This is a genomic window from Actinacidiphila paucisporea (genome assembly GCF_900142575.1).
GTDB classification, from domain to species: domain Bacteria; phylum Actinomycetota; class Actinomycetes; order Streptomycetales; family Streptomycetaceae; genus Actinacidiphila; species Actinacidiphila paucisporea.
Window position 1 is genome coordinate 24,191 of the sequence record NZ_FRBI01000024.1, and the last position, 23,883, is coordinate 48,073.

20 protein-coding genes are annotated in these 23,883 nt (G+C 73.6%); all 20 read right to left on the reverse strand.

Annotated elements, in window-relative coordinates; translation table 11 throughout:
• Positions 1-12 precede the first annotated feature (12 nt).
• The 20 genes from BUE44_RS27805 to BUE44_RS27895 all read right to left on the reverse strand — a co-directional run bounded on the left by BUE44_RS27805 (position 13) and on the right by BUE44_RS27895 (position 23,541).
• Positions 13-372: a DoxX family protein gene (locus tag BUE44_RS27805; RefSeq protein WP_073501761.1), complete on the reverse strand. Its 360-nt coding sequence runs from the start codon at positions 370-372 to the stop codon at positions 13-15.
• Positions 373-424: 52 nt separating this feature from the next.
• Complete coding sequence (locus BUE44_RS27810) at positions 425-742, reverse strand: acyl carrier protein (protein WP_073501762.1); 318 nt, start codon at positions 740-742, stop codon at positions 425-427.
• 62 nt (positions 743-804) lie between these two features.
• Complete coding sequence (locus BUE44_RS27815; RefSeq protein ID WP_073501763.1) at positions 805-2,532, reverse strand: acyl-CoA dehydrogenase; 1,728 nt, start codon at positions 2,530-2,532, stop codon at positions 805-807.
• Complete coding sequence (locus tag BUE44_RS27820; protein ID WP_235002522.1) at positions 2,529-4,373, reverse strand: acyl-CoA dehydrogenase family protein; 1,845 nt, start codon at positions 4,371-4,373, stop codon at positions 2,529-2,531. The genes BUE44_RS27815 and BUE44_RS27820 overlap by 4 nt, the downstream gene beginning before the upstream one ends.
• A gap of 3 nt (positions 4,374-4,376) precedes the next feature.
• On the reverse strand, positions 4,377-6,146 hold the full coding sequence (locus BUE44_RS27825) for a fatty acyl-AMP ligase (RefSeq protein WP_073501765.1): 1,770 nt from the start codon (positions 6,144-6,146) through the stop codon (positions 4,377-4,379).
• A 437-nt stretch (positions 6,147-6,583) separates the two neighbouring features.
• Positions 6,584-7,624, reverse strand: a complete 1,041-nt coding sequence (hypE, locus tag BUE44_RS27830) for a hydrogenase expression/formation protein HypE (protein WP_079190146.1) — start codon at positions 7,622-7,624, stop codon at positions 6,584-6,586.
• A 37-nt stretch (positions 7,625-7,661) separates the two neighbouring features.
• Positions 7,662-8,786: a hydrogenase formation protein HypD gene (hypD, locus tag BUE44_RS27835; RefSeq protein ID WP_073501767.1), complete on the reverse strand. Its 1,125-nt coding sequence runs from the start codon at positions 8,784-8,786 to the stop codon at positions 7,662-7,664.
• Entirely contained in the window at positions 8,783-9,109 is a 327-nt protein-coding gene (locus tag BUE44_RS27840) for a HypC/HybG/HupF family hydrogenase formation chaperone (protein WP_073501768.1), read from the reverse strand. Before BUE44_RS27840 ends, hypD begins: the two co-directional genes overlap by 4 nt.
• Positions 9,110-9,183: 74 nt before the next feature.
• Positions 9,184-11,625, reverse strand: a complete 2,442-nt coding sequence (hypF, locus tag BUE44_RS27845; RefSeq protein WP_073501769.1) for a carbamoyltransferase HypF — start codon at positions 11,623-11,625, stop codon at positions 9,184-9,186.
• Positions 11,625-12,479 carry a hydrogenase nickel incorporation protein HypB gene (gene hypB, locus BUE44_RS27850; RefSeq protein ID WP_073501770.1) on the reverse strand — a complete coding sequence of 285 codons (855 nt, stop codon included), beginning with the start codon at positions 12,477-12,479 and terminating at the stop codon, positions 11,625-11,627. The genes hypF and hypB overlap by 1 nt, the downstream gene beginning before the upstream one ends.
• A gap of 3 nt (positions 12,480-12,482) precedes the next feature.
• The gene (locus tag BUE44_RS27855) at positions 12,483-12,875 is read right to left on the reverse strand and encodes a hydrogenase maturation nickel metallochaperone HypA/HybF (RefSeq protein WP_073501771.1); all 393 of its coding nucleotides are present in this window, start codon (positions 12,873-12,875) and stop codon (positions 12,483-12,485) included.
• A gap of 120 nt (positions 12,876-12,995) precedes the next feature.
• Entirely contained in the window at positions 12,996-13,103 is a 108-nt protein-coding gene (locus tag BUE44_RS39860) for a DUF6893 family small protein (RefSeq protein WP_407640067.1), read from the reverse strand.
• On the reverse strand, positions 13,097-13,675 hold the full coding sequence (locus tag BUE44_RS27860) for a hydrogenase maturation protease (RefSeq protein WP_079190139.1): 579 nt from the start codon (positions 13,673-13,675) through the stop codon (positions 13,097-13,099). Before BUE44_RS27860 ends, BUE44_RS39860 begins: the two co-directional genes overlap by 7 nt.
• Entirely contained in the window at positions 13,672-15,093 is a 1,422-nt protein-coding gene (locus BUE44_RS27865; RefSeq protein ID WP_200804545.1) for a hypothetical protein, read from the reverse strand. Before BUE44_RS27865 ends, BUE44_RS27860 begins: the two co-directional genes overlap by 4 nt.
• The gene (locus tag BUE44_RS27870) at positions 15,090-15,761 is read right to left on the reverse strand and encodes a DUF6084 family protein (protein WP_073501772.1); all 672 of its coding nucleotides are present in this window, start codon (positions 15,759-15,761) and stop codon (positions 15,090-15,092) included. Before BUE44_RS27870 ends, BUE44_RS27865 begins: the two co-directional genes overlap by 4 nt.
• Positions 15,758-16,405: a DUF5947 family protein gene (locus BUE44_RS27875; protein ID WP_073501773.1), complete on the reverse strand. Its 648-nt coding sequence runs from the start codon at positions 16,403-16,405 to the stop codon at positions 15,758-15,760. The genes BUE44_RS27870 and BUE44_RS27875 overlap by 4 nt, the downstream gene beginning before the upstream one ends.
• Positions 16,402-16,941: a NifU family protein gene (locus tag BUE44_RS27880; protein WP_073501774.1), complete on the reverse strand. Its 540-nt coding sequence runs from the start codon at positions 16,939-16,941 to the stop codon at positions 16,402-16,404. Before BUE44_RS27880 ends, BUE44_RS27875 begins: the two co-directional genes overlap by 4 nt.
• Positions 16,938-18,737 carry a nickel-dependent hydrogenase large subunit gene (locus tag BUE44_RS27885; RefSeq protein WP_235002524.1) on the reverse strand — a complete coding sequence of 600 codons (1,800 nt, stop codon included), beginning with the start codon at positions 18,735-18,737 and terminating at the stop codon, positions 16,938-16,940. Before BUE44_RS27885 ends, BUE44_RS27880 begins: the two co-directional genes overlap by 4 nt.
• A 67-nt stretch (positions 18,738-18,804) precedes the next feature.
• Complete coding sequence (locus BUE44_RS27890) at positions 18,805-19,881, reverse strand: NADH-quinone oxidoreductase subunit B family protein (protein WP_073501776.1); 1,077 nt, start codon at positions 19,879-19,881, stop codon at positions 18,805-18,807.
• Between the two features lie 363 nt (positions 19,882-20,244).
• Entirely contained in the window at positions 20,245-23,541 is a 3,297-nt protein-coding gene (locus BUE44_RS27895) for a lectin (protein WP_235002525.1), read from the reverse strand.
• Between the last annotated feature and the right edge of the window lie 342 nt (positions 23,542-23,883).

The following is a 23,883-nucleotide window of genomic DNA, read 5'->3' on the forward strand; positions in this document are numbered from 1 at the left end:
AGGAGCACGTCCTCAGACCGCGAAGGAGATGATGAAGGCGGCGACGGCGGTCGCCAGGAATCCCAGGCAGTTGACCCAGAACTCCATCCGCAGGAAGCGGGCCCGTATGTGCGCGTAGGAGGCGCACAGGAAGTAGACGATCACCCCGACGTTCGCGCTGAAGCCGATGCCGGCGTGCTTGATGCCCACCAGCAGGCCCACGACGGCGAGGGTCTTCACGACGAGCAGCACCCACCACCACTCCCGCGGCAGCCTGACGCCGTCGAGGCAGACCTGGATGAACTTGAGCGGGCGGACGGACATCAGGACGTCCGAGGCCAGGAACGCCGCGAGCACGATCTGCGGCCACGACGGGCTGGGGATGAGGTGCATGGTCTTCGTCCTTTGTGATCGGTCGGCGGCTGCCGCTGTGGGGGGAGCCTCGTCACGCGGTTTCCGGCCGCGGTCCGAGGGCGTCGAGCAGGTAGGCGACGAGGGCCTCGACGGTCGGGTGGTCCCAGGCGACCGTGGGCTCGACGGCCAGGTCGAACTCGTCCTCGATGTCGCCGCACAGGCTGAGCGCCGCCACGGAGTCGAGGCCGTAGCCGGTCAGCGGCGCCGTCCGGTCGATCGCGTCGGCGGACAGCCTGGTGTAGGCGGCGACGTGCTGGACCAGCCATCGGGCCAGCGACTCGGCGGTGGGCTGCCGCGGGGCGGGGTCGAAGGCGGGCTGGGGCGTGCTGCCGGTGCTGGTGTCGATCACGGGTTCCTCCGGGCGGTGCGAACGAGGGTTGTCGGCGGGGGGCGGCGGGCGGTCGGGCGCCGTCAGCCGGCCAGGGCGGTGTCGTACAGGTCGAAGCTGCGGCGCTCCGCGTGGCGGCGCAGTAACTCCTCCTGGACCCGGCCGACGCAGCCCGCGGGCAGGTCGGCCGGCCGGCGGCCGAGGCGCCGGACGAGCCGGTGCAGGGCCGCGGCGGCCCAGGCGGGGTCGGCGAGGAAGGGGTCGTCGCCCCGGTCCCCGGCCCGGCGCCACACCCCGAGCACCGCGGCGCCCGCCAGCAGCACGGCGTAGCGGTCCGCCAGCGCGAAAGCCGCCGGGGAGGCCAGCGCGGTGCGGTCCTGCGGCGGGAGCGCGAGGCTCTCCTGCTGGATCAGGCGCAGTTCGCCGGTGAGTTGCCGTGCCAGCGCGCGTACGGCCGCCTCCTGCGGAGAGCCGTCGGGCGCCGTGTCCGCGGCGGCGACCAGTGAGGCGCTCAGGCCGTCCCGGTCGCCGGTCAGGGCGAGCCGGCCGAAGGGTGTCTCCGGCAGGTCGCCCCGCGGGTCGAACAGCGCGCCCGGGGCCGCTTCCCCGCGGAACCAGGAGCGCCGGGCCAGCCGCGGCAGCTGCGGGATGATCGTCGCCTGGCAGGCGGCGGCGCCGGCGTGGCCCAGGCTGAGCACCGGCAGGTCCCGCAGGTGCTTCTGGAAGATGCCGAACTCGCCCTGGCGCAGGTAGAACCGGGCGCCCAGCACGATCGAGAGGTCGTGCATCGCCCCTTGCAGCAGCGCGGGCACCAGGTATTTCACCGCGGAGGCGTAGACGCTCGCCTCGTCGGGCAGCAGGTGCACGCTGCGGGTGCCGGCCAGGCAGAGGCAGTCGCTGATGAGCAGGTCGAGGAAGGCGTCGCCGAGGGTGGCGCGGGCCTGCGGTATCGCGTCCACGGTCCGCTGGTAGAGGCGCCGCCCCCTGGCGAAGGACACCACCGTGCGCAGCGCCGTGTCGGCGGCGCCCAGCGCCATGCCCGGCAGCGCGCTGCGGGTGAGCTGGAAGGAGCGCAGGGCCAGGTCGGCGCCGTGGCCGAGCTCGCCCACGAGCGCCCGCCCGGGGACCGGTGCCCGGTCGAAGTCCAGGCCGGACAGCAGGCAGCCGCGTACGCCGACGGTGCCGTAGCGGGGCAGGACGGTCAGCCGCTCGGGTGCCACCTCGGCGCGCTCGACCATCAGCACCGAGTGGCTGCGCGGGCCCGGCGCGGGGTCGGTGCGGCTGAACAGCAGCCAGGCGTCGGCGCGGCCCGCGTTGTTGACGACCTGCTTGGCGCCGTGCAGCAGGAACGATCCGTCCGGCTGGACGCGGGCCTCGAACTCGTTGCGCAGGAAGTCGTTGCCGTGCGCGAGCTCGTGGTAGGCCACCGAGACCCGGCCGCCGCCCAGCAGGATCTCCGCCAGCCGGGTCCGCTGCCGCTCGTCGCCCCCGGTCCACACGTTGACCGCGGCCATGAAGGAGGTGACGCCGTAGCCGAGCCCGAGCGCCACGTCCCGCCGGAAGACCTCGCGCAGGACGCGGGCCAGGGAGTCGACACGCTCCAGCCGGCCGCCGAGCGCGGTCGGCACGAATTCCGCGTTGAGGCCGAAGGCGTCCAGCAGCTTCTCGCCGGCCGCGGACAGCTCGCCGGCCTCGTCGGCCTCCAGCAGCCGGTCGTGGCCGACCGGGTTGACCGGGTCGCCGGGATCGCCGAAGGCGGCGTTCAGCTCGGCGACCCGGGCCGCCGTCCGCGCTTCCTGACCGCCCGTCATGACGCGCCTCCGGCCGCATGGGCGTGGGCGCGGACGCCCGGCCGGTCCGGTCCGTCCTGCACGGGAGTGGCGGGGCGCAGCGCCAGCGGCAGCAGCGAGACCAGCCGCCTTTCCGCGTGCAGGGCGCGGGCCGCGTCCAGCACGCCGTCCAGCGCCTCGGGGTCCGCCGCGTCGGGCAGACCCAGCGCGGTCAGCAGCCGGGCGAGCGCGGCCCGCAGCCACAGGGCGTCCCGCCACAGCGGCCCGGTCGCGCCGGCCTCCGCGTCGAGGTGGCTGTGCGTCCACAGGCCGACGCAGGCCACCGCGGCGAAGCACAGCGTGAACCGGCGGGCGGTCTCGAAGGCGGCGGGCGGCACCTCGGTGCGCGCGTCGAGCAGGCCGGCCATCTCCGCGTGCACCTCGTCCATGACGGCCGGCAGCCGTTCGGCGGCGCGCAGGGCGGGCTCGACCGCGGGATTGCGCGCCGCGGCGTCACGCAGCAGCGCGAGGCAGCCGGGCAGTGCGGCCGGCACCCCGCTGCCGTGGCGGGCGAGCAGCGAGAGCCGCTCCAGGGCGACGGGCGGCAGCGGCGCGGTGAGGCGGAAGGCGGCGGCAGCTCCCGCCACGTCCCCGGTGCCGCGCCGGTGGGCCCGTACCAGCGTGCTGAACTGGCTGATCAGCGAGTTGAGGTTGACCAGGGTGTTGCCGTCGAAGAGGCCGACGATCCGGTGGTCCCTGTCCACCTTCTGGAAGCGCCCGCCGGCGTGGACGTCCTTGAGGAAGGCGCGGGCGCCGAGCAGCCCGGTCAGCGCGGTGATCACCGCCTCGGTGCGGGTCGGCACCAGGTACTTGGTGACCGCGGCGACGACCGACAGCTCCGCGGGCGCGGTCTGCACCGTGCGGGCCGCGACCAGCGCCAGCGCCTCGCCGGCCAGCACGTCGGCGGCGCTCTCGGCCAGCGTCCTGCGCGCCTGCGGCAGGTCGATCAGCGACCGGCCGTAGAGGCGGCGCTGCGCGGCGAAGTCCAGGCCGAGCGCCAGCGCGTGGTCGGCGGCGCCCAGGGAGAGGGCCGCGCACATGGTGCGGGTCAGCTGGAGCGACTTGAGCACGGTCTCCAGACCGTGCCCCACCTCGCCGACGACGGCGCCGGCGGGGACCGGGGCGCGGTCGAAGGCGATCCCGGAGATGTCCGCGCCGCGTATGCCGTGCGTGCGCACCTTGTCGAGGTGGCGGTAGGTGCCGGCCGGCAGGTCGCGCTTGTCCACCAGCAGGACGGAGTGGCCGCGGGGGCCGCCGGCCGGATCGGTGCGGCACAGCACGGACAGCAGGCTGCCGCGGGTGGCGTTGTTGATCAGCCACTTCTCCCCGCTGACCAGGTGGCCCGCGGCCTCGTCGGCGGCCGGCTCCGCGACGACGTCGCCGGCCAGCAGGTCGCTGCCGTGGGCGCTCTCGGTCAGCGCGAGGCAGACCGGCAGCCGGGAGGCGATGGCCGCACCGAGCCGCCGGCGCTGCTCCGCCGAGCCGTCCACCCAGACGCAGACCGCGCCCAGATACGTCTTGCCGTGGGCGATGGCCACCGTCAGGTCGCGGCGGGCCACCGTACGGACCAGCTGGACCAGCTGCTCGTAGTCCGCCAGCCGGCCGCCGTGGGCGGTGGGGATGTAGAACTCGTACAGGCCGAACTGGTCGAGCACCGCGCACAGGGCGGCCGGGAATTCCTCCCGCTCGTCCAGCGCCAGGCTGCGGGCGTGGCTGAACAGCGTCCCCGGGTCGTCCGGGTCGCCGAGGTTCCACTCCAGCTGCTCGGCGAGGCGGTAGGGCATGTGGCGGTACGGCGTGCGGCATTTCGCTGTGTGGTCCACGGCTCAGCCCACCGGGGTGGCCATCGGGCCGGCCGCCAGGTCGGCCACCCGCCGGTCCAGGTCCTGGTGCACCACGGCCAGCCGGTCCTCCAGCAGCAGTTGCCGCATCAGCGTGCGCCGGATCTTGCCGCTGGTGGTCTTGCGGACGGTGGCCGGGCGGACCAGGACCACGCTGCAACTGGCCTGGAATTCCCGGCGGACGCGGTCGCGCACCTCGGCGCACAGCGCCGCCGGGTCCTGCGCGGCGCCGCGGCGGAACTCCTGCACCAGGACCAGGTGCTCCTCGCCGTCGTCCACCGAGAAGGCCGCTCCGGCGCCGCCGCGGAAGGCCGGGTGCAGGCCCTGCACCTCGCGCTCGACGTCGTGCGGGTAGATGTTCCGCCCGTTGATCAGGATCATCTCCTTGAGGCGGCCGGTCACGTAGAGCTGCCCGGCGTCCATGGCGCCGAGGTCGCCGGTGCGCAGCCAGCCCGGGTCGGTGCCCGCGGGCGAGACGATCCCGGCGTCGAAGACCTGCGCGTTGGTCCGCGGGCGGTTCCAGTAGCCCGCGGCGACGCTGGCGCCCTTGGCCCAGATCTCGCCGACGTGCCCCTCGGGCCGCTCGGCGCGGCTGTCCGGGTCGACGATCTTCACGGTGAAGTCGTCCGGGGCGACCTCGCCGCTGCCGACCAGCGTCCGGGTGCCGTCACCGGGCGGGGCGTCGTCGAGCCGCCCCTGCTCCAGCGCCGCCGCGTCGACCGTGCGGTGGACGGGGGCCCGGCCCGCCGGCACGCCGGAGACCAGCAGGGTGGTCTCGGCCATGCCGTAGCAGGGGCAGAAGCTCTCGGGGCGGAAGCCGGCCTGCGCGAACCGCTCGGTGAAGGCGCGCACCGTCTCCGAGCGCACCGGCTCCGCCCCGTTGCAGGCATGCTCCCAACTGCTCAGGTCCAGGGTGGCCAACTGCTCGTCGGTGACCCGGCGCAGGCACAGGTCGTAGCCGAAGTTGGGGCTCCCACTGACGGTGACCCGGTGGTCGGTGATCATCTGCAGCCAGCGCGCCGGCCGCATGAGGAAGGAGACCGGGGACATCAGCGCGGCCGAGCCGCCGACGTAGAGCGGGTTGAGTATGTGCCCGATCAGGCCCATGTCGTGGTAGGCGGGCAGCCAGCAGCCCATGCGGGTGCCCTCGTGGGTGCCGAGCGCGCGCGAGATGGCCTGCTCGTTGGCGATCAGGTTCCGGTGCGAGACCATCACGCCCTTGGGCTCGCTGGTGGAACCCGAGGTGTACTGGAGGAAGGCCAGCGAGTCGGCGGTGAGCCGCGGCCGCGTCCACGCCGCCGCGTCGCCCTGGGCGGGGTCGTCGACGGCCAGCACCCGGACGCCGGTGGCGCCGGACTCGCGCAGCCAGGCGCTGACGGCCGGCTCGCCGGCCGAGTCGGTGAGCACCGCGCGGACGCCGGCGTCGCGCAGGATGCCGGTGAGCCGGGCGGACTGGTTGTCCTGGTCGCCCGGCAGCGGCGCCGGGACCGCGACGGCACCCGCGTAGAGGCAGCCGACGAAGGCCTTCACGAACTCCAGGCCCGAGGGGTACAGCAGCAGCACCCGCTCGCCGGCCGCGCTGTGCCGCTGCAGCCACGAGGCGATCCGCCTGGCCTCGGCGTCCAGCGCCGCGTAGGTCAGCTGCCGCGCGACGGCGCCCGGCGTGCTGTCCGGCAGGAAGACGAACGCTTCTTTGTCCGGCAGTTCCGCGGCATGGCGCAGCACGATCTCGGTGAAATTCTCTTGCCTCAGCAAGGCAGACCGCCCCCGATCTAGGACTCGCACACGGCCGGACGTCCACCTGGCGGCGAATGGCTGACGCTGTCCCGACGGGACGGCCCACCCCCCCGGTTTCGGGGCGCGGCCGATCACGACGGCGTCATTTGAATTGATTGCGAATTCGCATCGCCATACCCAGGAATCCCCGGTGCTGGCGACAGTACCAGCCCCTCGGCGAGCGCGCGTGGAGTCGTCGCGCTAAACCAAGCCGGCCCCAAGGGCTTGGGGCCGGCTTGGTTTTACGGGCGCTTCTCCTGGCTTCTCCGCGGCACGGTGACGACGGCGACGCGGCGGTCGCGCCGCCTGCTTTCCGGGGTCGAGTATCGAATTCTGCTATGTCACCGTGATATTCGGGCACCTCGGAATTTCCCGCCAAGGCCCGGACGGAAACACCCCGCCCGAAAAGGGGTCCGTCAGCAGATACGGGGCAGCTGCTCGCCGACCGGCAGGTCGACCACGCGGGTGCCGCCGAGGCCCGTGCGGGCCACGACGGTGCCCGGGTGGTCCGCGACCGCCTCGCCGATCACCACGGCGCCCGCGCCCAGCGGGTGGGCGCGCATCGCGGCCAGTACAGCGTCGGCGTGCTCGGGCGGGACGAAGGCGACCAGCTTGCCCTCGTTGGCCACGTACATCGGGTCGAGGCCCAGCACCGAGCAGGCGTTGGCGACGGCCGGCGGCACCGGGACGGCCCGCTCCCGTACGACCACGCCGACCCGGGCCGCTGCGGCGATCTCGTTGAGCGAGGCCGCCAGGCCTCCCCTGGTGGGGTCGCGCAGCACGTGCAGGTCGGGTGTCACCGCGAGCATCGCCGCCACCAGGCCGCCGAGCGGCGCGCTGTCGCTCTCGATCTCCGCCTCGAATTCCAGGCCCTCGCGGACGCTCATCACGGCGACCCCGTGGGCGCCGATCGCGCCGCTGACGATCACCACGTCGCCGGGCACCACCCGCTGCGGGCGCAGGTCGACGCCGGCCGGGATGAGGCCGATGCCCGCGGTGTTGACGTAGATCCCGTCGCCGTGGCCGGACTCGACGACCTTGGTGTCGCCGGTGGCCACCTCGACGCCCGCGGCCCGCGCGGCCGCGCCGATCGCCTCGGCGACCCGGGCGAGCACGGGCATCTCCACGCCTTCCTCCAGGATGAAGGCGCAGGACAGATACGCGGCCCGGGCGCCGCTCATGGCCAGGTCGTTGACGGTGCCGTTGACCGCGAGGTCGCCGATGCTGCCGCCGGGGAAGAACAGCGGGCGCACCACGTAGGAGTCGGTGGAGAAGGCCAGCCGGGTGCCGCCGAGCGTGACGGCCGCCGCGTCGCCGAGCTGGGCGAGCACCTCGCCTCCGAAGGCCGGGGCGAAGATGTGGTCGACCAGCTCCGCGGACATCGCGCCGCCGCCGCCGTGGCCCATGACCACCCGCGGCTGGTGGCGCAGCGGGGCCGGGCACGTCCAGGACAGCATGTCCACCGGCGCGGGCCTCGCGGGTGCGGGAAGGGTGTCAGACAACGGGGGTCGCCTCCTGGCGCGCGGGGGCGGCGCCGAGCCGCCGGTAGAGGTAGTAGGCGGCGCAGGCGCCCTCGCTGGAGACCATCGTGGCGCCCAGCGGTGTGCGCGGGGTGCACACGGTCCCGAACGCCTCGCAGCGGTCCGGTTTGAGCAGGCCCTGGAGCACCTCGCCCGCGCGGCAGGCCGCGGGTTCCGCGGTGTCGATGCCGGACACCTCGAAGCGGTGCTCCGCGTCGAAGTCCCGGTAGCGCTCGGACAGCCGCCATCCGCTGTCCGGGATCACCCCGATGCCGCGCCACGCCCGGTCGGTGACCTCGAAGACGTCGTCGAGCATCGCCAGGGCCGCCGGGTTGCCCTCGGGGCGCACCGCCCGCTGGTAGGCGTTGTCGACGGTGTGCTCGCCGCGCTCCAGTTGCAGCACGGTCCGCCGTACGCCCTCCAGGATGTCCAGCGGCTCGAACCCGGTGACCACGATGGGGACCCGGTACTGCTCGGCGAGCGGCGGGTATTCGCCGGTGCCCATCACGCTGCACACGTGCCCGGCGGCGAGGAAGGCCTGCACCCGGCAGCTCGGGGACCGCATGATCGCGTCGATCGCCGGGGGCACCCGCACGTGCGAGACCAGCAGGCTGAAGTTGCGGATGCCGAGCTTGCGCGCCTGGTGGACCGTCATGGCGTTGGGCGGCGCGGTCGTCTCGAACCCGATGCCGAAGAAGACGACCTGCCGGTCGGGATGCTGCTGGGCGATACGCAGCGCGTCGAGCGGCGAATACACCACCCGTACGTCACCGCCCTCGCCGCGCACCCCGAACAGGTCGCGGCCGGTGCCGGGCACCCGCAGCATGTCCCCGAACGAGCAGAAGATCACGTCGGGCCTGGACGCGATCTCCAGCGCCTTGTCGATGACTTCGAGCGGGGTGACGCACACCGGGCAGCCGGGGCCGTGGATCAGCTCGACCTGCTCGGGCAGCAACTGGTCGATGCCGTGCCTGATGATGGTGTGGGTCTGGCCGCCGCACACCTCCATCAGCGCCCACGGCCTGGTCACGGTGGAGTGGATGCTGTCCAGCAGCCGCCGCGCCAGACCGGGGTCCTGGAATTCCTCGAGGTATTTCACCGCAGCGCCTCCCGCGTTCCGTCCTGACCGTCCCATTCCTGCCACGGGGCGCCGCCCGCCTGCGCGGCGATCTCCCATGGATCGCCGAACTCCTCCTGGAGCATGCCGAGTTCGGCGAAAAGCTCCAGGGTCTGCAACGCCGACTCCTCGTCGAGCCGCTGCAGGGCGAAACCGACGTGCACGATGGCGTATTCACCGACCTGCAAGTCGGGCAGATACTCCAGGCACACCTCCTTGACGACGCCGCCGAAGTCGACGTCGGCCATCCGGGTGCCGTCCCGCTCCTCGATCTTCAGCACTCTGCCGGGCACCGCCAGGCACATGGGTTCTCCTCGCTGTGGGGGGATGCGATACGTCGCGGGGCCGCGATACGTCCGGGGCATGCGGTCGGTGCCGGTCACCCGCTGTCGCTGCGCCGGGCGGCGACCATCAGCTGGCCGAGGGCCAGCCCGCCGTCGTTGGGCGGCACCAGCCGGTGGACCAGTACGGTGAAGCCGGCGGCGCGCAGGGCGTCGGCGCACAGCCGGGAGAGCAGGGCATTGCCGAAGACCCCGCCGGTCAGCGCGACGGTCTCAAGCCCGTGCCGCTCGCGCGCCGCGGTGCAGCCGCGCAGGACGAGGTCCGCCACCGCCGCGTGGAAGCGGGCGGCGACCGTACGGACACCGGTACCCGCCCGCAGATCGGCGATGACCGAGGCCAGCACGGGGCCGGGTGCCGCGACCAGTTCGGCGTCCCCATCCGCGCCGGGGGCCAGCCCGAAGGCGTAACCGGGGCCGGTCCCGCCGCCTGCGTCGAGTGCCGCCGCCTCCAGCTCCACGGCGGCCTGCGCCTCGTACCCCGCCAGATGGCACACCCCGGCGAGCGACGACACCGCGTCGAAGAGCCGCCCCATGCTCGACGTGGGCGCGCAGTTCAGCCCGCGCTCCACCTGCCGGGCCAGCACCCGCAGTTCGTCGGGCGGGCAGGCCGCGACGGGGCCCAGCCCGGGGTCCCAGGCGATGCCCGCGGCCCACAGGTGGGCCAGCGCCATCCGGTAGGGGCGGCGTACGGCCGCGTCGCCGCCCGGCAGCGGCACATAGGCCAGCCGGCAGAAACGCGTGAAGCCCGCGTAGTCGCCGAGCAGGAACTCGCCGCCCCACACGGCCCCGTCGTCGCCGTAGCCGGTGCCGTCGAAGGCCACCCCGACGACTCGCCGGGTGCCGTCCAGGCCGTGCTCGGCCATCGCGGCGGCCAGATGGGCGTGATGGTGCTGCACCCGCACCAACGGGAGTTCCCCGCGGTCGCGTTGCGCCCAGGCCGCCGAGCGGTAGCGCGGGTGGCGGTCGGCGGCCAGCACCTCGGGCCGGACCGCGGTGACCGCGGAGAGCTGTTCCCGCGCGCGCTCGAAGGCCGCCGCCGCGGCCGGCGCGTCCATGTCGCCGATGTGCGCGGACAGCCAGCCGCGCCGCCCCTCGCCCAGGCAGAAGGTGTTCTTCAGGTCCCCGCCGACCGCCAGCGCCGGCCGCACCTCGACGGGCAGCGCGACCGGCAGCGGGGCGTAGCCGCGCGAGCGGCGCACCATCGACACCGAGCCGTCGAGCACCCGCACCACGGAGTCGTCGCAGGGCACCCGGATGGGCCGGTCGTGGACGAGGAGGGCGTCCGCCAGCGGTGCCAGCTTCTCCAGCGCCTCCCCGTCGTCGGTGACGATGGGTTCGCCGGACACGTTGCCGCTGGTCATCACCAGCACCGAGGGGCCCGGCGGGTCGCCGGGCAGCCCGAGCAGCAGGTGGTGCACGGGCGTGTAGGGGAGCATCACGCCGATGTCGGGCGCACCGGGCGCCACCGCGCCGCCGAGCGCCCGGCGGCGCCCCCGCAGCAGCACGACGGGACGCACCGGCCCGGTGAGCAGCGCCCGCTCCTGCGGGCAGGTCCGCGCCAGCCGTTCGACGGCGGGCAGGTCACGCACCATCACAGCGAACGGTTTGTCCCCGCGCGCCTTGCGCCGCCGCAGCAGCGCCACCGCGTCGGCATTGTCGGCGTCGCAGGCCAGGTGGTAGCCGCCGAGCCCCTTGACGGCCACGACGCCTCCGGCGGCCAGTAGCGCGCGGGCGGCGCCGATCGGGTCGCCGCCGGGGGCGGTGCGGCCGGAGTAGGTGCCGCCTGGGCGGGCGCCGTCCGGGCGAGCACTGTCCACACGAGAGCCCTCCGGACGGTCGCCGTCCACGCGGGCCCCGTCCGGGCGGGCGCCGTCCGGTACGAGGAGGCGCAGGCGGGGGCCGCAGGCGTGGCAGGCGATCGGCTGGGCGTGGAAGCGCCGGTCGGCCGGGTCCGCGTACTCCCCCGCGCAGGCCCCGCACATCGGGAAGCCGGCCATCGTGGTGTGCGCGCGGTCGTAGGGCAGTCCGGTGACGATGGTCAGCCGCGGCCCGCAGTTGGTGCAGCTGATGAAGGGGTGGCGGTGCCGCCGGTCGCCCGGGTCGGCCAGTTCTGCCAGGCAGTCCGCGCAGGTCGCCGTGTCGGGAGGCACGAGGGTGCGGACCTGGCCCTCCGTACGGGACGCCACGATGGCGAAGCCGGAGCCGCCGGTCACGGCCAGGGTCTGGTGGTCCACCGACTCCACCCAGGCCAGCGGCGGGGCGCCGGGGCCGATCCTGGCGCAGAAGGCGGCCACCGCCTCGGCGCCGCCCTCCACTTCGGCGACGACACCGTCCGGGGTGTTGGTCACGTGCCCGGCCAGTCCCAGCCCGGTGGCGAGCGCGTGGACGTACGGCCGGAAGCCGACGCCCTGCACCACGCCCCGCACCGTCACCCTGCTGCGCCGCGGCGGTCCGGCGGCCGCCCGCGTCGCGACCCGCATCACGACTCCCCGGTGACCGCGGCGAGCCGGTCGGCCGCCGGCTGCTCGTGGCCGTGCGGGTGGTCCGCGCCGTCGCAGCCGTCGAGGTGGGCGCCGTGACCGTACGGGTGGTCCTGGTCGTGGTGGTGCACGTGTCCGTGGCCGTGCAGGTGGCCCTGCGCGGCCCCGTTGCGGGACATGACCGGGGTGTGCACCGGGCCGCCGGCGGCGGCCGCGGTCGCGCGGGCGAGCAGCTCGCCGGCTCCCAGGCCGCCGCGTACCGACGTCAGGAGCACCTCGACGCCCGGGTTGACCTGCGCCACGTGGGAGCGGAAGGCCGCCTCGTCGAAGGCGGCGGGACCGGCGAGGTCCATCTTGGTCACCACGACCAGGTTCGCCAGGCCGAAGGCGGTCGGATACTTCAGCGGCTTGTCCTCGCCCTCGGTCACCGAGGCGAGCACCACGCGCAGCGTCTCGCCGAGGTCGTAGGAGGCCGGGCACACCAGATTCCCGACGTTCTCCACGAAGAGCAGCTCCGTGGCGTCCGGCAGCCAGCCGTCCAGGTGGCGGGCGAGCATGCCGGCCTCCAGGTGGCACAGCCCGTCCGTCAGCACCTGCTTGACGGGGGCGCCGGACCTGGCGAGGCGGGTGGCGTCGTTCTCGGTGGCCAGGTCAGCGGTCAGGGCGGCGATCCGCGTGCCGCGCGCGCGGGCCAGCGCCAGTTCCTGTTCGAGCAGTGCGGTCTTGCCGCTGCCGGGGCTGGACAGCAGGTTGACCACGGTGGTGCCGCGGCCCGCGAGGTCGGCGCGCAGTTGCTGCGCCCGGAGGTCGTTCCCGGCCAGTACGGCCTGCTGGAGGTCCACCACTCGGCACATCGTTCAGCGCTCCCCGCCGGTCGGTTCGAGAACAGGCCCGCCGGCGGTGCCGTCGGCGAACCGCACACCGGTGATCTGGAGTTCGCGGCCGGACAGCAGCTCGTCCGCGGCCGTGCCGCACACCGGGCAGCACAGGTCGGGCGGCATCCCCACCGCCCACTCGTCCGCGCAGGGCCGGCATCCGGCCCGGCCCGGCACGGTCTCGATGACCAGCCGGGCGCCTTCGAGCACGGTGCCCGCGCAGGCCAGCCCGAAGCCGAACTCCAGCGCGTCGGGGACGACTCCGGCCAGCTCGCCGACCTGGAGGTGCACGGTGTGCACGGCGGTTGCCCCGGCGGCACGCGCCGCGTCCTCCACCTGTCCGATCACCGCCATCGCGATGGACAACTCATGCATCGCCGTCCTCCGCCGCCGACTTGCCGCCGGCACCACTAAAGGAGCCGGGGGCGGCGGCCGGCCGCCGCCACTCCGCCGCCGCGCCGGCAGGTGACCCGTTCGGCGCAGCGGCGCGCGGGCTCACATCGCCCGCATCCGCAGGTAGCGCCTGATGTCCGGAAGCATCTGGACGAGCGCCGCGCCGACTGCCGCGCCGACGACGCCGACAGCCAGGATCTTCTTCACCATGGAGATGGGCTCCTCTCGTAGTCGCTCTCGTGGTCCCTCTCGCAGGTGACCCCGTCGTCCCCGCCGGGCCGTCCGTCCCCCTCCTGCGCGCCGACCAGGCCGAGGACCAGCCCGACCGCGGCGGGCACCGCCGCCTCGACGGCGGGGCTCAGGCCCATGCCCTCGTCGACGCCGGCCGGCTCGCACCCGACGACCATGATCCGGCGCGGGGGTGTGCCGCCGGTGCCCGCGCACAGCGTGCCGAGCAGCGCCAGGACGGCGTCCGGCGTCATCCGGTGGCCGTCGAGGACCGCGTCGGGGTTCTCCACCGCGCCGCACTCCCCCGCGTCCAGGACGTACAGCGTGCCGGGCACGCCGCCCCGGGCGGTGGCGTCGACCAGGACGAAGGTGTCGTAGCCGTCCAGCAGCCGGTAGGCGAGGTCGACCCCGCGCACCCCGGCGTCCAGCACCTCGACGCCTGCGGGCAGGTCCTCGGCGGACAGCCGCCGTGCGGCCTCCACGCCGAAGCCGTCGTCGCCGAGGAAGATGTTGCCGACGCCGGCCACCAGGATCCGGCCGGTGGCGGTGTTCACGCGTCCTCCAGCGGGGTGACCTCGTCGGGCTGGAAGTAGAGGAATCTGCCCTGCTCGCGGCGGATGTCGGCGCCCGGGTCGCCCTCCACGGTGACCGCCAGGTGCACCCCGCCGTCCACGTCGTGCAGCACCGCCTCCACCAGGGCGCTGCGGCCGACCAGGAAGAGGTCCTGCGCGTCGGTGCGCCGCAGGCCGGGACGCAGCGCGACCCGGCAGCCGGCGCCGACCTGGCGGCCGTCGATGACGACCCGGTCGGTGTCGGGGTCCACCGTGCGGTCGCCGGCCGGGTCCCACCACGGGGTGCCGGGCTCCAGCAGCAGGTCGGCGTCGCCCGCGGGTGTGCCCGGACCGGTGATCTCGCGCAGCGACCGCACCGCGCCGTGCAGCCGTTCGAGCACCTCGGGCGGCATGGAGTCGGCCAGGTCGATGACGGCGGCGGCCCGCGGGTCGGTGCCGCGGGCCTCACGCTTCTCCTGGTCGGTCAGCGTCGCGGTGCGCAGCGCGAGGATCTCGTCGATCTCCAGGCCGTCGTAGAGCGCGCCGGGGCTCTCCGGGGCGATCGCCGGATGGTCCTCAAGGATGATCGGCGAGGCAAGCACCACGTCCGCGCGGCCGTCGCACCCGGCGAGTACGGGCCAGGAGCGGACGTTCTCACAGGCCTGCGAGGCGGCCGCCGCCCACTGCGGCGGGTCCGTCAGCGACAGGAAGCGGCCCGCGTCCAGACCCAGCATCAGGTGCGCGGAGATCAGCGAGCGGGGCAGCGCCGCCGTACGGTCGGCGCCGTCCCGGCCCTGGTCGGTGTCGGCAGGCGGCCAGTCGGCGGTGTTGTCCACCACCGCGGTCAGCCGCCGCACCGCGTAGGGGCCCGGCAGGTCGGCCGCCGACAGCACGATCCGGCCGTTCAGCTCCTCGCGGGTGTGCACCAGCCGGCCCACGAGCCGGCCGTCCTCGCGTACGTCCTCGGTCTCCTCGCGGGCCGGGACGGTGAAGGGGACGGTGTGGCCTTCACCGATCGCCGCCACGGGGACGGTGAAGCCGACGCGCTCCTCGACGCCTTCGTCCCAGGGCGTGAGCACCCGGTCGGCCAGCTCCAGTTCCGCAGCCGGGGCGAATCCGCCGCCGGGCAGCGCCCGCTGGACCGTACGCCGCCGCGCGTGCAGGAAGCGCAGCTCGGCGAAGAGCCGGGCGCCGCCGCGCGGCTCCATCAGGCACTCGGTGCGCTGGAAGGACGACTCGCCGCTGTCCCGGCCCCACCGCGGCGGCACCAGCACGCCGAACTGCCAGCGCAGCCGGTTCTTCGCGGCCGAGGCCCGGTAGGGGTAGAGGACGTAGCCCTCGAAGAGCACCGCGTCCGCGACCGCCCGCGCTGCGTCGAAACGGCTGCCCACGTCCGCCGCCCCCGCTGTCGCCGCGCTCACGACGTGGCTCCGCCGGTGACGAGCGGCGCGGTGTCCGCGGGCCGGGGCGCCGCGCCGAGCAGCGCCTCCACGGTCGCCTCCCACGACGGCAGCGCATGCCGCGATCGGTAGGCGAGCAGCGCGTCCATCGTCGAGCGCGGCAGCCGCAGCCATCCGCAGCCGGGGAAGTGGTGATCGACCATCTCCTGCCACACCTCGACGGGCATCGCGTACGAGGCCTCCCGGTCCCACGGCACCGGCTCCACCTGGAAGCCGCCGGGCCCGGCGAAGGCCGTGCCGGAGAACAGCACGAGCAGCGGCACCGTGCCGCCTTCCAGCGCGCGCAGGTAGCGCGTCGCGGCCACGTCCATGTCGTACGTGCACGGTACGGGCAGGTCCACCTCGGTCTCGCCGGTGAAGCCGGGGACCACGAGCGAGACCTGTGCGAACTGCACCGGCAGCAGCGTGCTGCCCCAGCGGGACCGCTCGCCGAACAGGTCGGCGAGCCCGGCCGCCTCCGCCGCGCCGTAGCCGCGGCGGGCCGGCTCGATGCGGAACTGGCAGCGCAGCGCCATGGCGTGCACGCGGGTGCCGGGTGTGGCGGTGATCCGCAGCCGGAAGACCAGGGTCGGGCCCGCGGCATAGCGGTCGGAGCGCACGCCGGTGCAGGCGAAGGAGAACCGCGTCACCGGTCGGCCTCCCGCAGCGGCCGGGCCCGTGCGGCGGCGCGGGCGAAGAATTCGCCGAGTGCCGCCCGCGCCTCGGCGCCGCCGTCGAAGCCCTGCCAGAGCAGCCGCATGCGGCCCACCAGTTCGTAGCAGACGTCGATCGGCACCAGGTAGCAGTCGCATCCGGTGTCGCCGCGGCGCAGCAGCAGCGCCTCGACGTCGGGTTCGAGCAGCGCGGCGAGGCGGGTGCGGTCGAGCACCTGCCGCCAGTCCGCCGGGTCCAGCTCGCTCTCGGTGGCGCCCGCGGGGCTCGGGTAGAGCGCGGCATAGCGGCCGAGTTCGGAGTTGCGGAAGAAGAAGACGACGCCGACCGGGATCTGCAGGGCCTCCCAGGCGCCGTCGTCGACCGTGTGGCCGGGGTCGGCCAGCCAGCGGTCGGGCACGGTACGAAAGCGGCCGCCGGTCGGGCCGGGGTTGTCGAAGAGCAGCGCGCACGCCGTGCAGGCGCAGGCCAGGACCCGCCTGTCGGTGTCGACCAGGTGCCGGTGGCCGCCTTCCGCGACCTCCACCCCGCACAGCTCGCACCGCTCGGGGCGCGGCGGGGCGGGCGCGGTGAAGCGCCGCAGGCCCGGCAGGCTGCCTTCCGCGGCCTGTTGCAGGGTCATGTGCTCACCAGGCCGGGGCGCGGGGTGATCTGGAGCAGCACGGGTCCGTCCGCCGCGGCGGCCGGCTCGAACTCCACCCGGGTCACCTCGCCGGCGAAGCACGCCAGCGCGTCCTCCACGGCCTGGCCGGACGCCGCCGGGGTGCTCCCGCAGCCGCAGCCGCCGGCCGGCGCGGACCGCAGCCGCAGCACACCGGTGTCCTGGTCGAAGCCCACCAGCTCGACCGGCCCGCCCGGCAGGTTGCGCAGCGCGCGCCCGATCCGCGCCTCGACGCCTTCGGGGTGCAGGTCGTGCAGCACCAGCATCCCCGACACCAGGTCGTCGCCCAGCAGCCTCTCCAGCGCCTGCGGCCCGGCCTGCCCGGTCAGCGCCAGCACCCTGGCGAGACCGGCGCCGTAGAAGTCCATCAGCGCCCGCACCAGGTCCTCGGCGGCGGCGCAGGCGGCGCGGTCGCCGGTCGCGGCGAGCCGGTCGAGCACCTCCTCGACGCGCCGGCCGGCCCTTTCCGCGTCCCGCGCCGGTGCCTGCGCGGTCATCCGCCCATCCCGCTCAGGCCGGTCGGCACGTGCATGGTCTGCACGGTCCTGCCGCCGCCGACGTACATGTGCACCCCGCAGGGCAGGCAGGGGTCGAAGCTGCGCACCGCGCGCATGATGTCGATTCCCTTGAAGTTCTCCGGCGTGTTCTCCTCGAAGATCGGCGTGTTCTGCACGGCATCCTCGTAGGGCCCGGGGGTGCCGAAGGAGTCACGGGTGCTGGCGTTCCACGGCGTCGGGGGGTAGGGGTGGTAGTTGGCGATCTTGCCGTCCCTGATCACCATGTGGTGGGACAGCACACCGCGTACGGCCTCGGTGAAGCCGACGCCCAGGCCCTCGTCGGGCACCTCGAACTTCTCCCAGGTCTGGGTCCGTCCCGCGCGGACCTCGGCGAGGCCCTTCTCGGCGAAGTGCAGGGCGACGGCCGCCGCGTAGGCCTGGAAGTAGGTGCGGGCGCGGTTGCGCTCCAGCGCGTTGCTCCACTTGGGGATCTTCCACTCGAAGCTGGTCTCCGGCTTCGTCATCGTCCTGGGCAGGTTGATGACGACGCTGTGCCCGGTCGCCTTGACGTAGCCGATGTCGACCAGGCCCGACAGGGCGGTGGACCACAGGCGGGCGATCGGGCCGCCGCCGGTGTCCAGCGCCAGGTGGTCCTTGCCGTCGAACCAGCGCGGCGACATCACCCAGCTGTACTTGTCGTCGAAGTTCCGCTTCTGCGGCGCGGGAATGGTGTGCTGGTTCCACGGGTGCCGCGGGTCGACCGGGTTGCCCAGCGGGTCGTGGGTGACGAACTGCTCCTGGCCCTCCCAGTCCTTGTAGTAGGAGCTGCCGAGCAGGATGCGGATGCCGAGGTTGATCTCGGTGAGGTCGTTGGTGACCAGCTTGCCGTCCACGACCACGCCGGGCGTGACGAACATCCGCCGGCCCCAGTCGGTCATGTTGCGGTAGGTGAAGTCGCAGTGGTCGGGGTCGTTCAGCGCGCCCCAGCAGCCCAGCAGGATCCGCCGCCGGCCGACCTCCTCGTAACCGGGCAGCGCCTCGTAGAAGAAGTCGAAGAGGTCGTCGTGCAGCGGCACGACCCGCTTCATGAATTCCACGTAGCGCATCAGCCGGCTCAGGTAGTCGGTGAAGAGCTGGACCGAGGCGATCGTGCCGACACCGCCGGGGTAGAGCGTGGAGGGGTGCACGTGCCGCCCCTCCATCAGGCAGAACATCTCCCGGGTGTAGCGGCTCACCTGGAGTGCCTCGCGGTAGAACTCGCCCTCGATGGGGTTGAGCGAGCGCATGATGTCGGCGATGGTGCGGTAGCCGTGCTCGCCGGCGTGCGGCGCCTCGGTCCGCTCGGCCAGTTCGAGGACCCCGGGGTTGGTCTCCTTGACCATCCGCTCGCAGTAGTCGACCCCGACCAGGTTCTCCTGGAAGATGTTGTGGTCGAACATGTACTCGGCGGACTCGCCCAGGTTGATGATCCACTCGGCCAGGTGCGGCGGCTTCACCCCGTAGGCCATGTTCTGTGCGTAGACCGAGCAGGTGGCGTGGTTGTCGCCGCAGATGCCGCAGATGCGGCTGGTGATGAAGTGCGCGTCCCGCGGGTCCTTGCCGCGCATGAAGACGCTGTAGCCGCGGAAGACCGACGAGGTGCTGTAGCACTCGGCGACCTTCTTCTGCTTGAAGTCGATCTTCGTGTGGATGCCGAGGCTGCCCACGATCCGGGTGATCGGGTCCCAGGACATCTCCACCAGGCCGCTGCCGTCCCCGGCCGTCTTCGTCGTCGGTGATGCCATCGCTTGTGCCATGCCCTTCAGTGGAAGCAGGTCGGATCGGCGCGGTGGTGCTGCGGCCGGCGGGGTGCCGGCCGGCGGGTCACCACGGGGGCCGGTAGCCGGTGGTGAGGGTGTCGCCCCGGGTGCGCCACTTGGGCTCCGCGTCCACGGTGTGCATGGTCACCGCCCGCAGCCTGCGGACCACCGAGCCGTAGACGGTGCTCGCGGCGCTGGACACCTTGCCGCCGGGCGGCTCGTCCATGAACGGCATGAACTTGTCGGGAAAGCCCGGCATCGTGCAGGCGATGCAGATGCCGCCGACGTTCGGGCAGCCGCCGATGCCGTTCATCCACCCGCGCTTGGGCACGTTGCACTTCACGACCGGCCCCCAGCAGCCCAGCTTGACCAGGCACTTGGGCGAGTCGTACGTGTCGGCGAACTGCCCCTGCTCGTAGTAGCCGGCGCGGTCGCAGCCCTCGTGGACGGTGGCGCCGAACAGCCAGGCGGGCCGCAGCTGCTCGTCCAGCGGGATCATCGGTGCCGCCCCCGACGCCTGGTGCAGCAGGTAGACCAGCGTCTCGGCGAAGTTGTCCGGCTGGATGGGGCAGCCGGGCACGCACACCAGCGGGATGCCCGCGTGGGACTTCCAGTCCCAGCCCAGGTAGTCGGGTACGCCCATCGCCCCGGTCGGGTTGCCGGCCATCGCGTGGATGCCGCCGTAGGCGGCGCAGGTGCCGATCGCGACGACGGCCAGCGCCTTGGGGGCGAGCCGGTCGAGCCACTCGCTGGTGGTGATCGGCTGGCCGGTCTCCGGGTCGTCGCCGAAACCGCACCAGTAGCCCTCGGGCTTGATCGCCTCGTTGGGGATCGACCCCTCCACGACCAGCACGAACGGGTCGATCTCGCCCCGCTCGCCCTTGAAGAACCACTCGATGAAGGTGTCCGCGCCCTGCACAGGGCCGCACTCGAAGTCGATCAGCGGCCAGTGCACCTCGATCTTCGGCAGACCGGGCAGCACGCTCAGTGCGATCTCCTCGATGCTCGGCTGGGTGGCCGCGGTCAGCGACACCGAGTCGCCGTCGCAGCTCAGCCCGGCGTTGATCCAGAGGATGTGGATCGGCTTGTCCTCCTGCGGCTCGGGCGCCGGGGCCTGCGCGGCCGGTGATGAGGTCGTCATGGGGAATTCCTCCTCTGGGCGCGGGCGACAGGGCGAGGACCCGCACGTCAGACACCACTGTTCTGGCGGGGGCCGGACGGTGTGACATCGGACTGCGCCGTTCCGGTGGCGGCCCTGGCGCACGGCCCTCGGGAGGACGAGCCGACCCCGGCGACGCTACGGGCGGCCCGCGCCGCGGCGGCGGCGCCCCGGCCGCGCCGTCACACGAATGCATCCGGGGAATTCGCCCGCATGGCCGACCGCGGCCGCGCCGGTCGTAGGGCCCGGGACGCGCGACCGCCCCGGGCGGCGACGGATCGCGCGCCCGGGGCGGTACGGGTGGGGCAGGTTCAGCTGTCCTGGAGGCTCAGCTGCCGCAGCGGCTCAGCTGCCGTAGCCGAAGGCGAACAGGTGGACCGTGCCCGCGGCGCCGGTGACCGGGAGGGTCAGGGAAGCCACGGTCTTGGCCGGGTCGAGCGGGACCTTCACCGAGAAGACGTAGGCCTTGACGGTGTCGCGGCCGCCGCTCGCGGTGTCGCGGTAGGCGGTGGTGATCGCGGCGGTGTTGCCCGGGAGGGGCTGGGCGGAGCCGCCGTTGAGCGTCCAGTCGGAGAAGGCGACGGTCGCCTTGGCGGTGCTGCCGTCGGTGTAGGTGACGGTCAGCTCGCCGGGGACGCCGCTGCCGTCGGTCGGGGCGTTGGTGGCGGAGCCGAGCAGGCCGAGGAAGTGACCGGTGGAACCGGCGGGTTGGGGGATGGTCTGGCCGCTGACTTCGAGGTTGTCCGGCTGGCCCGCGACGGTGGTGGTGGGCCAGGTGTACGTGATCCCGTCCGCGGTGACCTTGCCGCCGCTGGAGGCCCCGGCGGCGCTCAGGGCGTTCTGCGAGTAGGCCCAGCCGCCGTCGTCGAAGCCGCCGGTGAAGTGGGTGCCGTCGGCGTAGACGCCCTTGTTCGACTCGTACGGCCACAGCGCGCCGGGCTGCGCGACGGCGACCCGCAGGGTGGCACTGCCCAGGTCGGCGCCGCTGGTGTGGTCGGTGAGCGCGAAGGAGACGGAGTAGGCGCCCTCGGTGTCGCCCGCGGTGACCGGGACCGGGGCCTGCGCGGACTGCGAGGGCGGCACGGTGAGCGAGCCGGACGTGGCGCCCAGGGTCACGCCGGGCGGCGCGGTGGCCGTCCAGTCGACGGTGGCCGCCTTGCTGCCGAGGTTGGTCAGCCGGAGCGTGGCGTCACCGCTCGCGCCGGGGGCGAGGATCAGCCCGTCGCTGGTCGGGCCGGTCGCGGCGAGCACGCGCCCGCTGCCGGTGGTGTCCGACGGCGGCGCCGCGTCCGGGCCGCTCGCCCATGACGTGCTCGGCTGCGTCGAGAGCGCGAAGTCCAGCGTCTTGGCGGTGCGGAACTGGTCGAAGGTCAGCCAGGCGGTGTTCCACTCCTTGCCCTTGACGTCGAGTGCCTGCACGTAGGGGGCGTCGGGGGCGGCCTGCGGGGCGTTGACGGTGACCTGCTTGCCGTTGCCGAAGGTGACCTTGGCGACCGGGAAGGCCGGGCTGCCCAGCGCGAGGGTGTCGGTGCCCGGCGTCTGCGGGTACATGCCCAGCGACGACCAGACGTACCAGGAGCTCATCGCGCCCAGGTCGTCGTTGCCGAAGGAGCCGACGGGCGCGTTGAAGTACAGCCCGGTCTGCGCCCGCCGCACGGCGTCCTGGGTCTTCCACGGCTGCCCGAGGTAGTCGTACTCCCAGGGGATCTCCAGGCTGGGCTCGTTGGAGAGGTCGGCGTCGGTGCCGCCGGGCTCGGTGATGTCGTCCAGCAGGCTGTCGAGGTACGAGGCGTACGCGGCCGCGCCGCCGCGGGCGGTGATGAGCTGCTTGAGGTCGAACGGCACCATCGGCGTGTACTGCGCCGAGGTGCCCTCGACGAAGCCGTTGGAGGTGCCGGGGGTGAAGCCGCCGGCGAAGCTGCCGTCCTTGTTGCGGCCCTGCATGTAGCCGGTCTGCGGGTTGAAGACGTTCATCCAGTCCTGGGCGCGGGTGGCGAACGTGGTGTAGTCCGCGGTCTTGCCGAGGGACTTGGCGAACGAGGCGAGGGCGTAGTCGGCGCTGTCGTACTCCAGCTGGGTGGACACCGGGCCGTAGAAGTTGCAGCAGCCGTAGTCGTTCTCGTCCAGCGGGAGGTAGCCCTTGGCGGCGCGCACGGCCTCGCCGGGGCGGTCCTGGTTGGGCGTGGTCGCCTGGTGCTTCATGGCTTCCAGCGCGTGCGCGGAGTCGAAGTTGCGCACCCCGAAGGCGTAGGCGTCGGCGATGATCGACGTGCCGGGGTCGCCGACCATGACGTAGCTCTCGCCGTTGTTCGAGGCCCACTTGGGCAGCAGGCCGGTCTGGTCGTAGCCGTTGAGCATCGAGGTGACGACGTCACCGGTCTGCCGCGGGGCGACCGTGGCCATCAGCTGGGTCTGGGAGCGGTAGGTGTCCCAGCCCGAGTAGTTGGCGTACTGCGCCTTCTGGCCCTTCGCCAGCTTGTGGACCTGGTTGTCCATGCCCATGTACTGGCCGTTGTCGTCGGAGAAGACGTTCGGGTGCAGCAGCGCGTGGTAAAGCGCGGTGTAGAACTGCACCTGCTGGTCGTGGCTGCCGCCGCCGACGGCGATGCGGCCGAGGACGTCGTTCCAGGCCTGGTGGCTGGCGTCGCGCAGCTTGTCCGGGTTCCAGCCGCTGACCTCCGAGGCGAGGTTGGCGGCGGCGTTGTCGTCGCTGGTGTAGGAGATGCCGACCGCCGCGGTCACCGCGGTGGACGACGCGGTGTCGAAGGTCAGGTACATCCCGTTGGCACCGGTGACCGGGGCGGCGGCCGGCTTGGCCGCACCGCCCGCGGCCGCGGACGACGCGGCGCCGGCGACCGGGTGCACGACGGGGGACGGCGCGGCCTTCGCCGTGGAGGTCCGCCCGCTCGGCGCGGGCGCGGCGGTGCGGCCGGCCGTCAGCGCCTTGGCGTCGGGGTTGATCGTGCCGCCGACCCAGGTGCCGCTGGTGGTGAAGGGGCGGTTGAACTTGATGTCGAAGTGCAGCGTGTAGCGGTTGGCCGCGCCGCAGAAGTGGCCGCTGTCGACCGAGCCGCTCACCTCGCGGTTGCCGACCACCTTCACCCGGGTGCCGTCCACCTGCGTGGCGCCGCCGCTGAGCTTGAGCAGCAGGTTGCCACGGGAGCCGGCGGGGAAGGTGAAGCGGCCCAGGCCCGCGCGGGTGGTGTCGGTCAGCTCGGTGGTGACGCCCGAGGCGTCGGTCACCGTGTACGAGCCGATGCCCGTCTTCTCGTTGCTGTGGGCGAACTGGGCCGCGGTGTCGGACAGGTTGCCCGACAGCGCCCCGGACACCGGCAGGATCGGTACGTCGCCCGCGACGTCGCAGCCGGGCCCCGAGACGTGGGTGAGGCTGAAGCCGCTGATCTTGGTGCTGTTGTACTCGTACCCGCCGCCCTGGGCGCGGTGCGGGGTGGTGTCCGGGCCCCACTGCATCATGCCGAACGGCATGTCGGGGCCGGGGAAGGTGTTGACCGCACCCGAGGTGCCGATCAACGGGTTGACCAGGGACGCCGGGTCCGTGACCGGCGCCGGCGCCGAGGCGGCCGACGCGCTCTCCAGGGACTGCAGCGGCAGGGCCGCCAGGCTCAGCAGGGACCCCGCCACGGCGAGGCGCCGCAGCGCGGCACCGCCGGATCGGGAACGGCCGCCGGAGCGAGGGTGGTCCGGGCGACGCAAGGAAATCATCGAGACTGCCTCCGCGATTCGTGCGCACGGGTGCCCAGGGAGGACTGATGGTGTCCTCGGCCCGGAAACGGCGTCACGCGTTCGCCCGCTGTGGTTCAGGAGGCACGGGTGAACGATGACAACGTTGCCAAGCCTGCACGAGCGATGAGTCAAACGTGAGTGGCGAAGCCATGTCAATGCCTCTGCGCGAGTTGGGTGGTTGCTGCACCCGTCCGGACGCGGGTCAGCCGCCCTCGACCGCGCCGACGCCGGCCCCGGCGG

Coding starts and splice junctions, on each gene's coding strand:
- BUE44_RS27805 (WP_073501761.1), bottom strand. CDS start 372: ATGCACCTCATCCCCAGCCCGTCGTGGCCGCAGATCGTGCTCGCGGCG.
- BUE44_RS27815 (WP_073501763.1), bottom strand. CDS start 2,532: ATGACGGGCGGTCAGGAAGCGCGGACGGCGGCCCGGGTCGCCGAGCTG.
- hypE (WP_079190146.1), bottom strand. CDS start 7,624: ATGCTGTCCTGGACGTGCCCGGCCCCGCTGCGCCACCAGCCGCGGGTG.
- BUE44_RS27840 (WP_073501768.1), bottom strand. CDS start 9,109: ATGTGCCTGGCGGTGCCCGGCAGAGTGCTGAAGATCGAGGAGCGGGAC.
- hypF (WP_073501769.1), bottom strand. CDS start 11,625: ATGCGGGTCGCGACGCGGGCGGCCGCCGGACCGCCGCGGCGCAGCAGG.
- hypB (WP_073501770.1), bottom strand. CDS start 12,479: ATGTGCCGAGTGGTGGACCTCCAGCAGGCCGTACTGGCCGGGAACGAC.
- BUE44_RS27855 (WP_073501771.1), bottom strand. CDS start 12,875: ATGCATGAGTTGTCCATCGCGATGGCGGTGATCGGACAGGTGGAGGAC.
- BUE44_RS39860 (WP_407640067.1), bottom strand. CDS start 13,103: ATGGTGAAGAAGATCCTGGCTGTCGGCGTCGTCGGCGCGGCAGTCGGC.
- BUE44_RS27875 (WP_073501773.1), bottom strand. CDS start 16,405: ATGACCCTGCAACAGGCCGCGGAAGGCAGCCTGCCGGGCCTGCGGCGC.
- BUE44_RS27880 (WP_073501774.1), bottom strand. CDS start 16,941: ATGACCGCGCAGGCACCGGCGCGGGACGCGGAAAGGGCCGGCCGGCGC.
- BUE44_RS27885 (WP_235002524.1), bottom strand. CDS start 18,737: ATGGCACAAGCGATGGCATCACCGACGACGAAGACGGCCGGGGACGGC.
- BUE44_RS27890 (WP_073501776.1), bottom strand. CDS start 19,881: ATGACGACCTCATCACCGGCCGCGCAGGCCCCGGCGCCCGAGCCGCAG.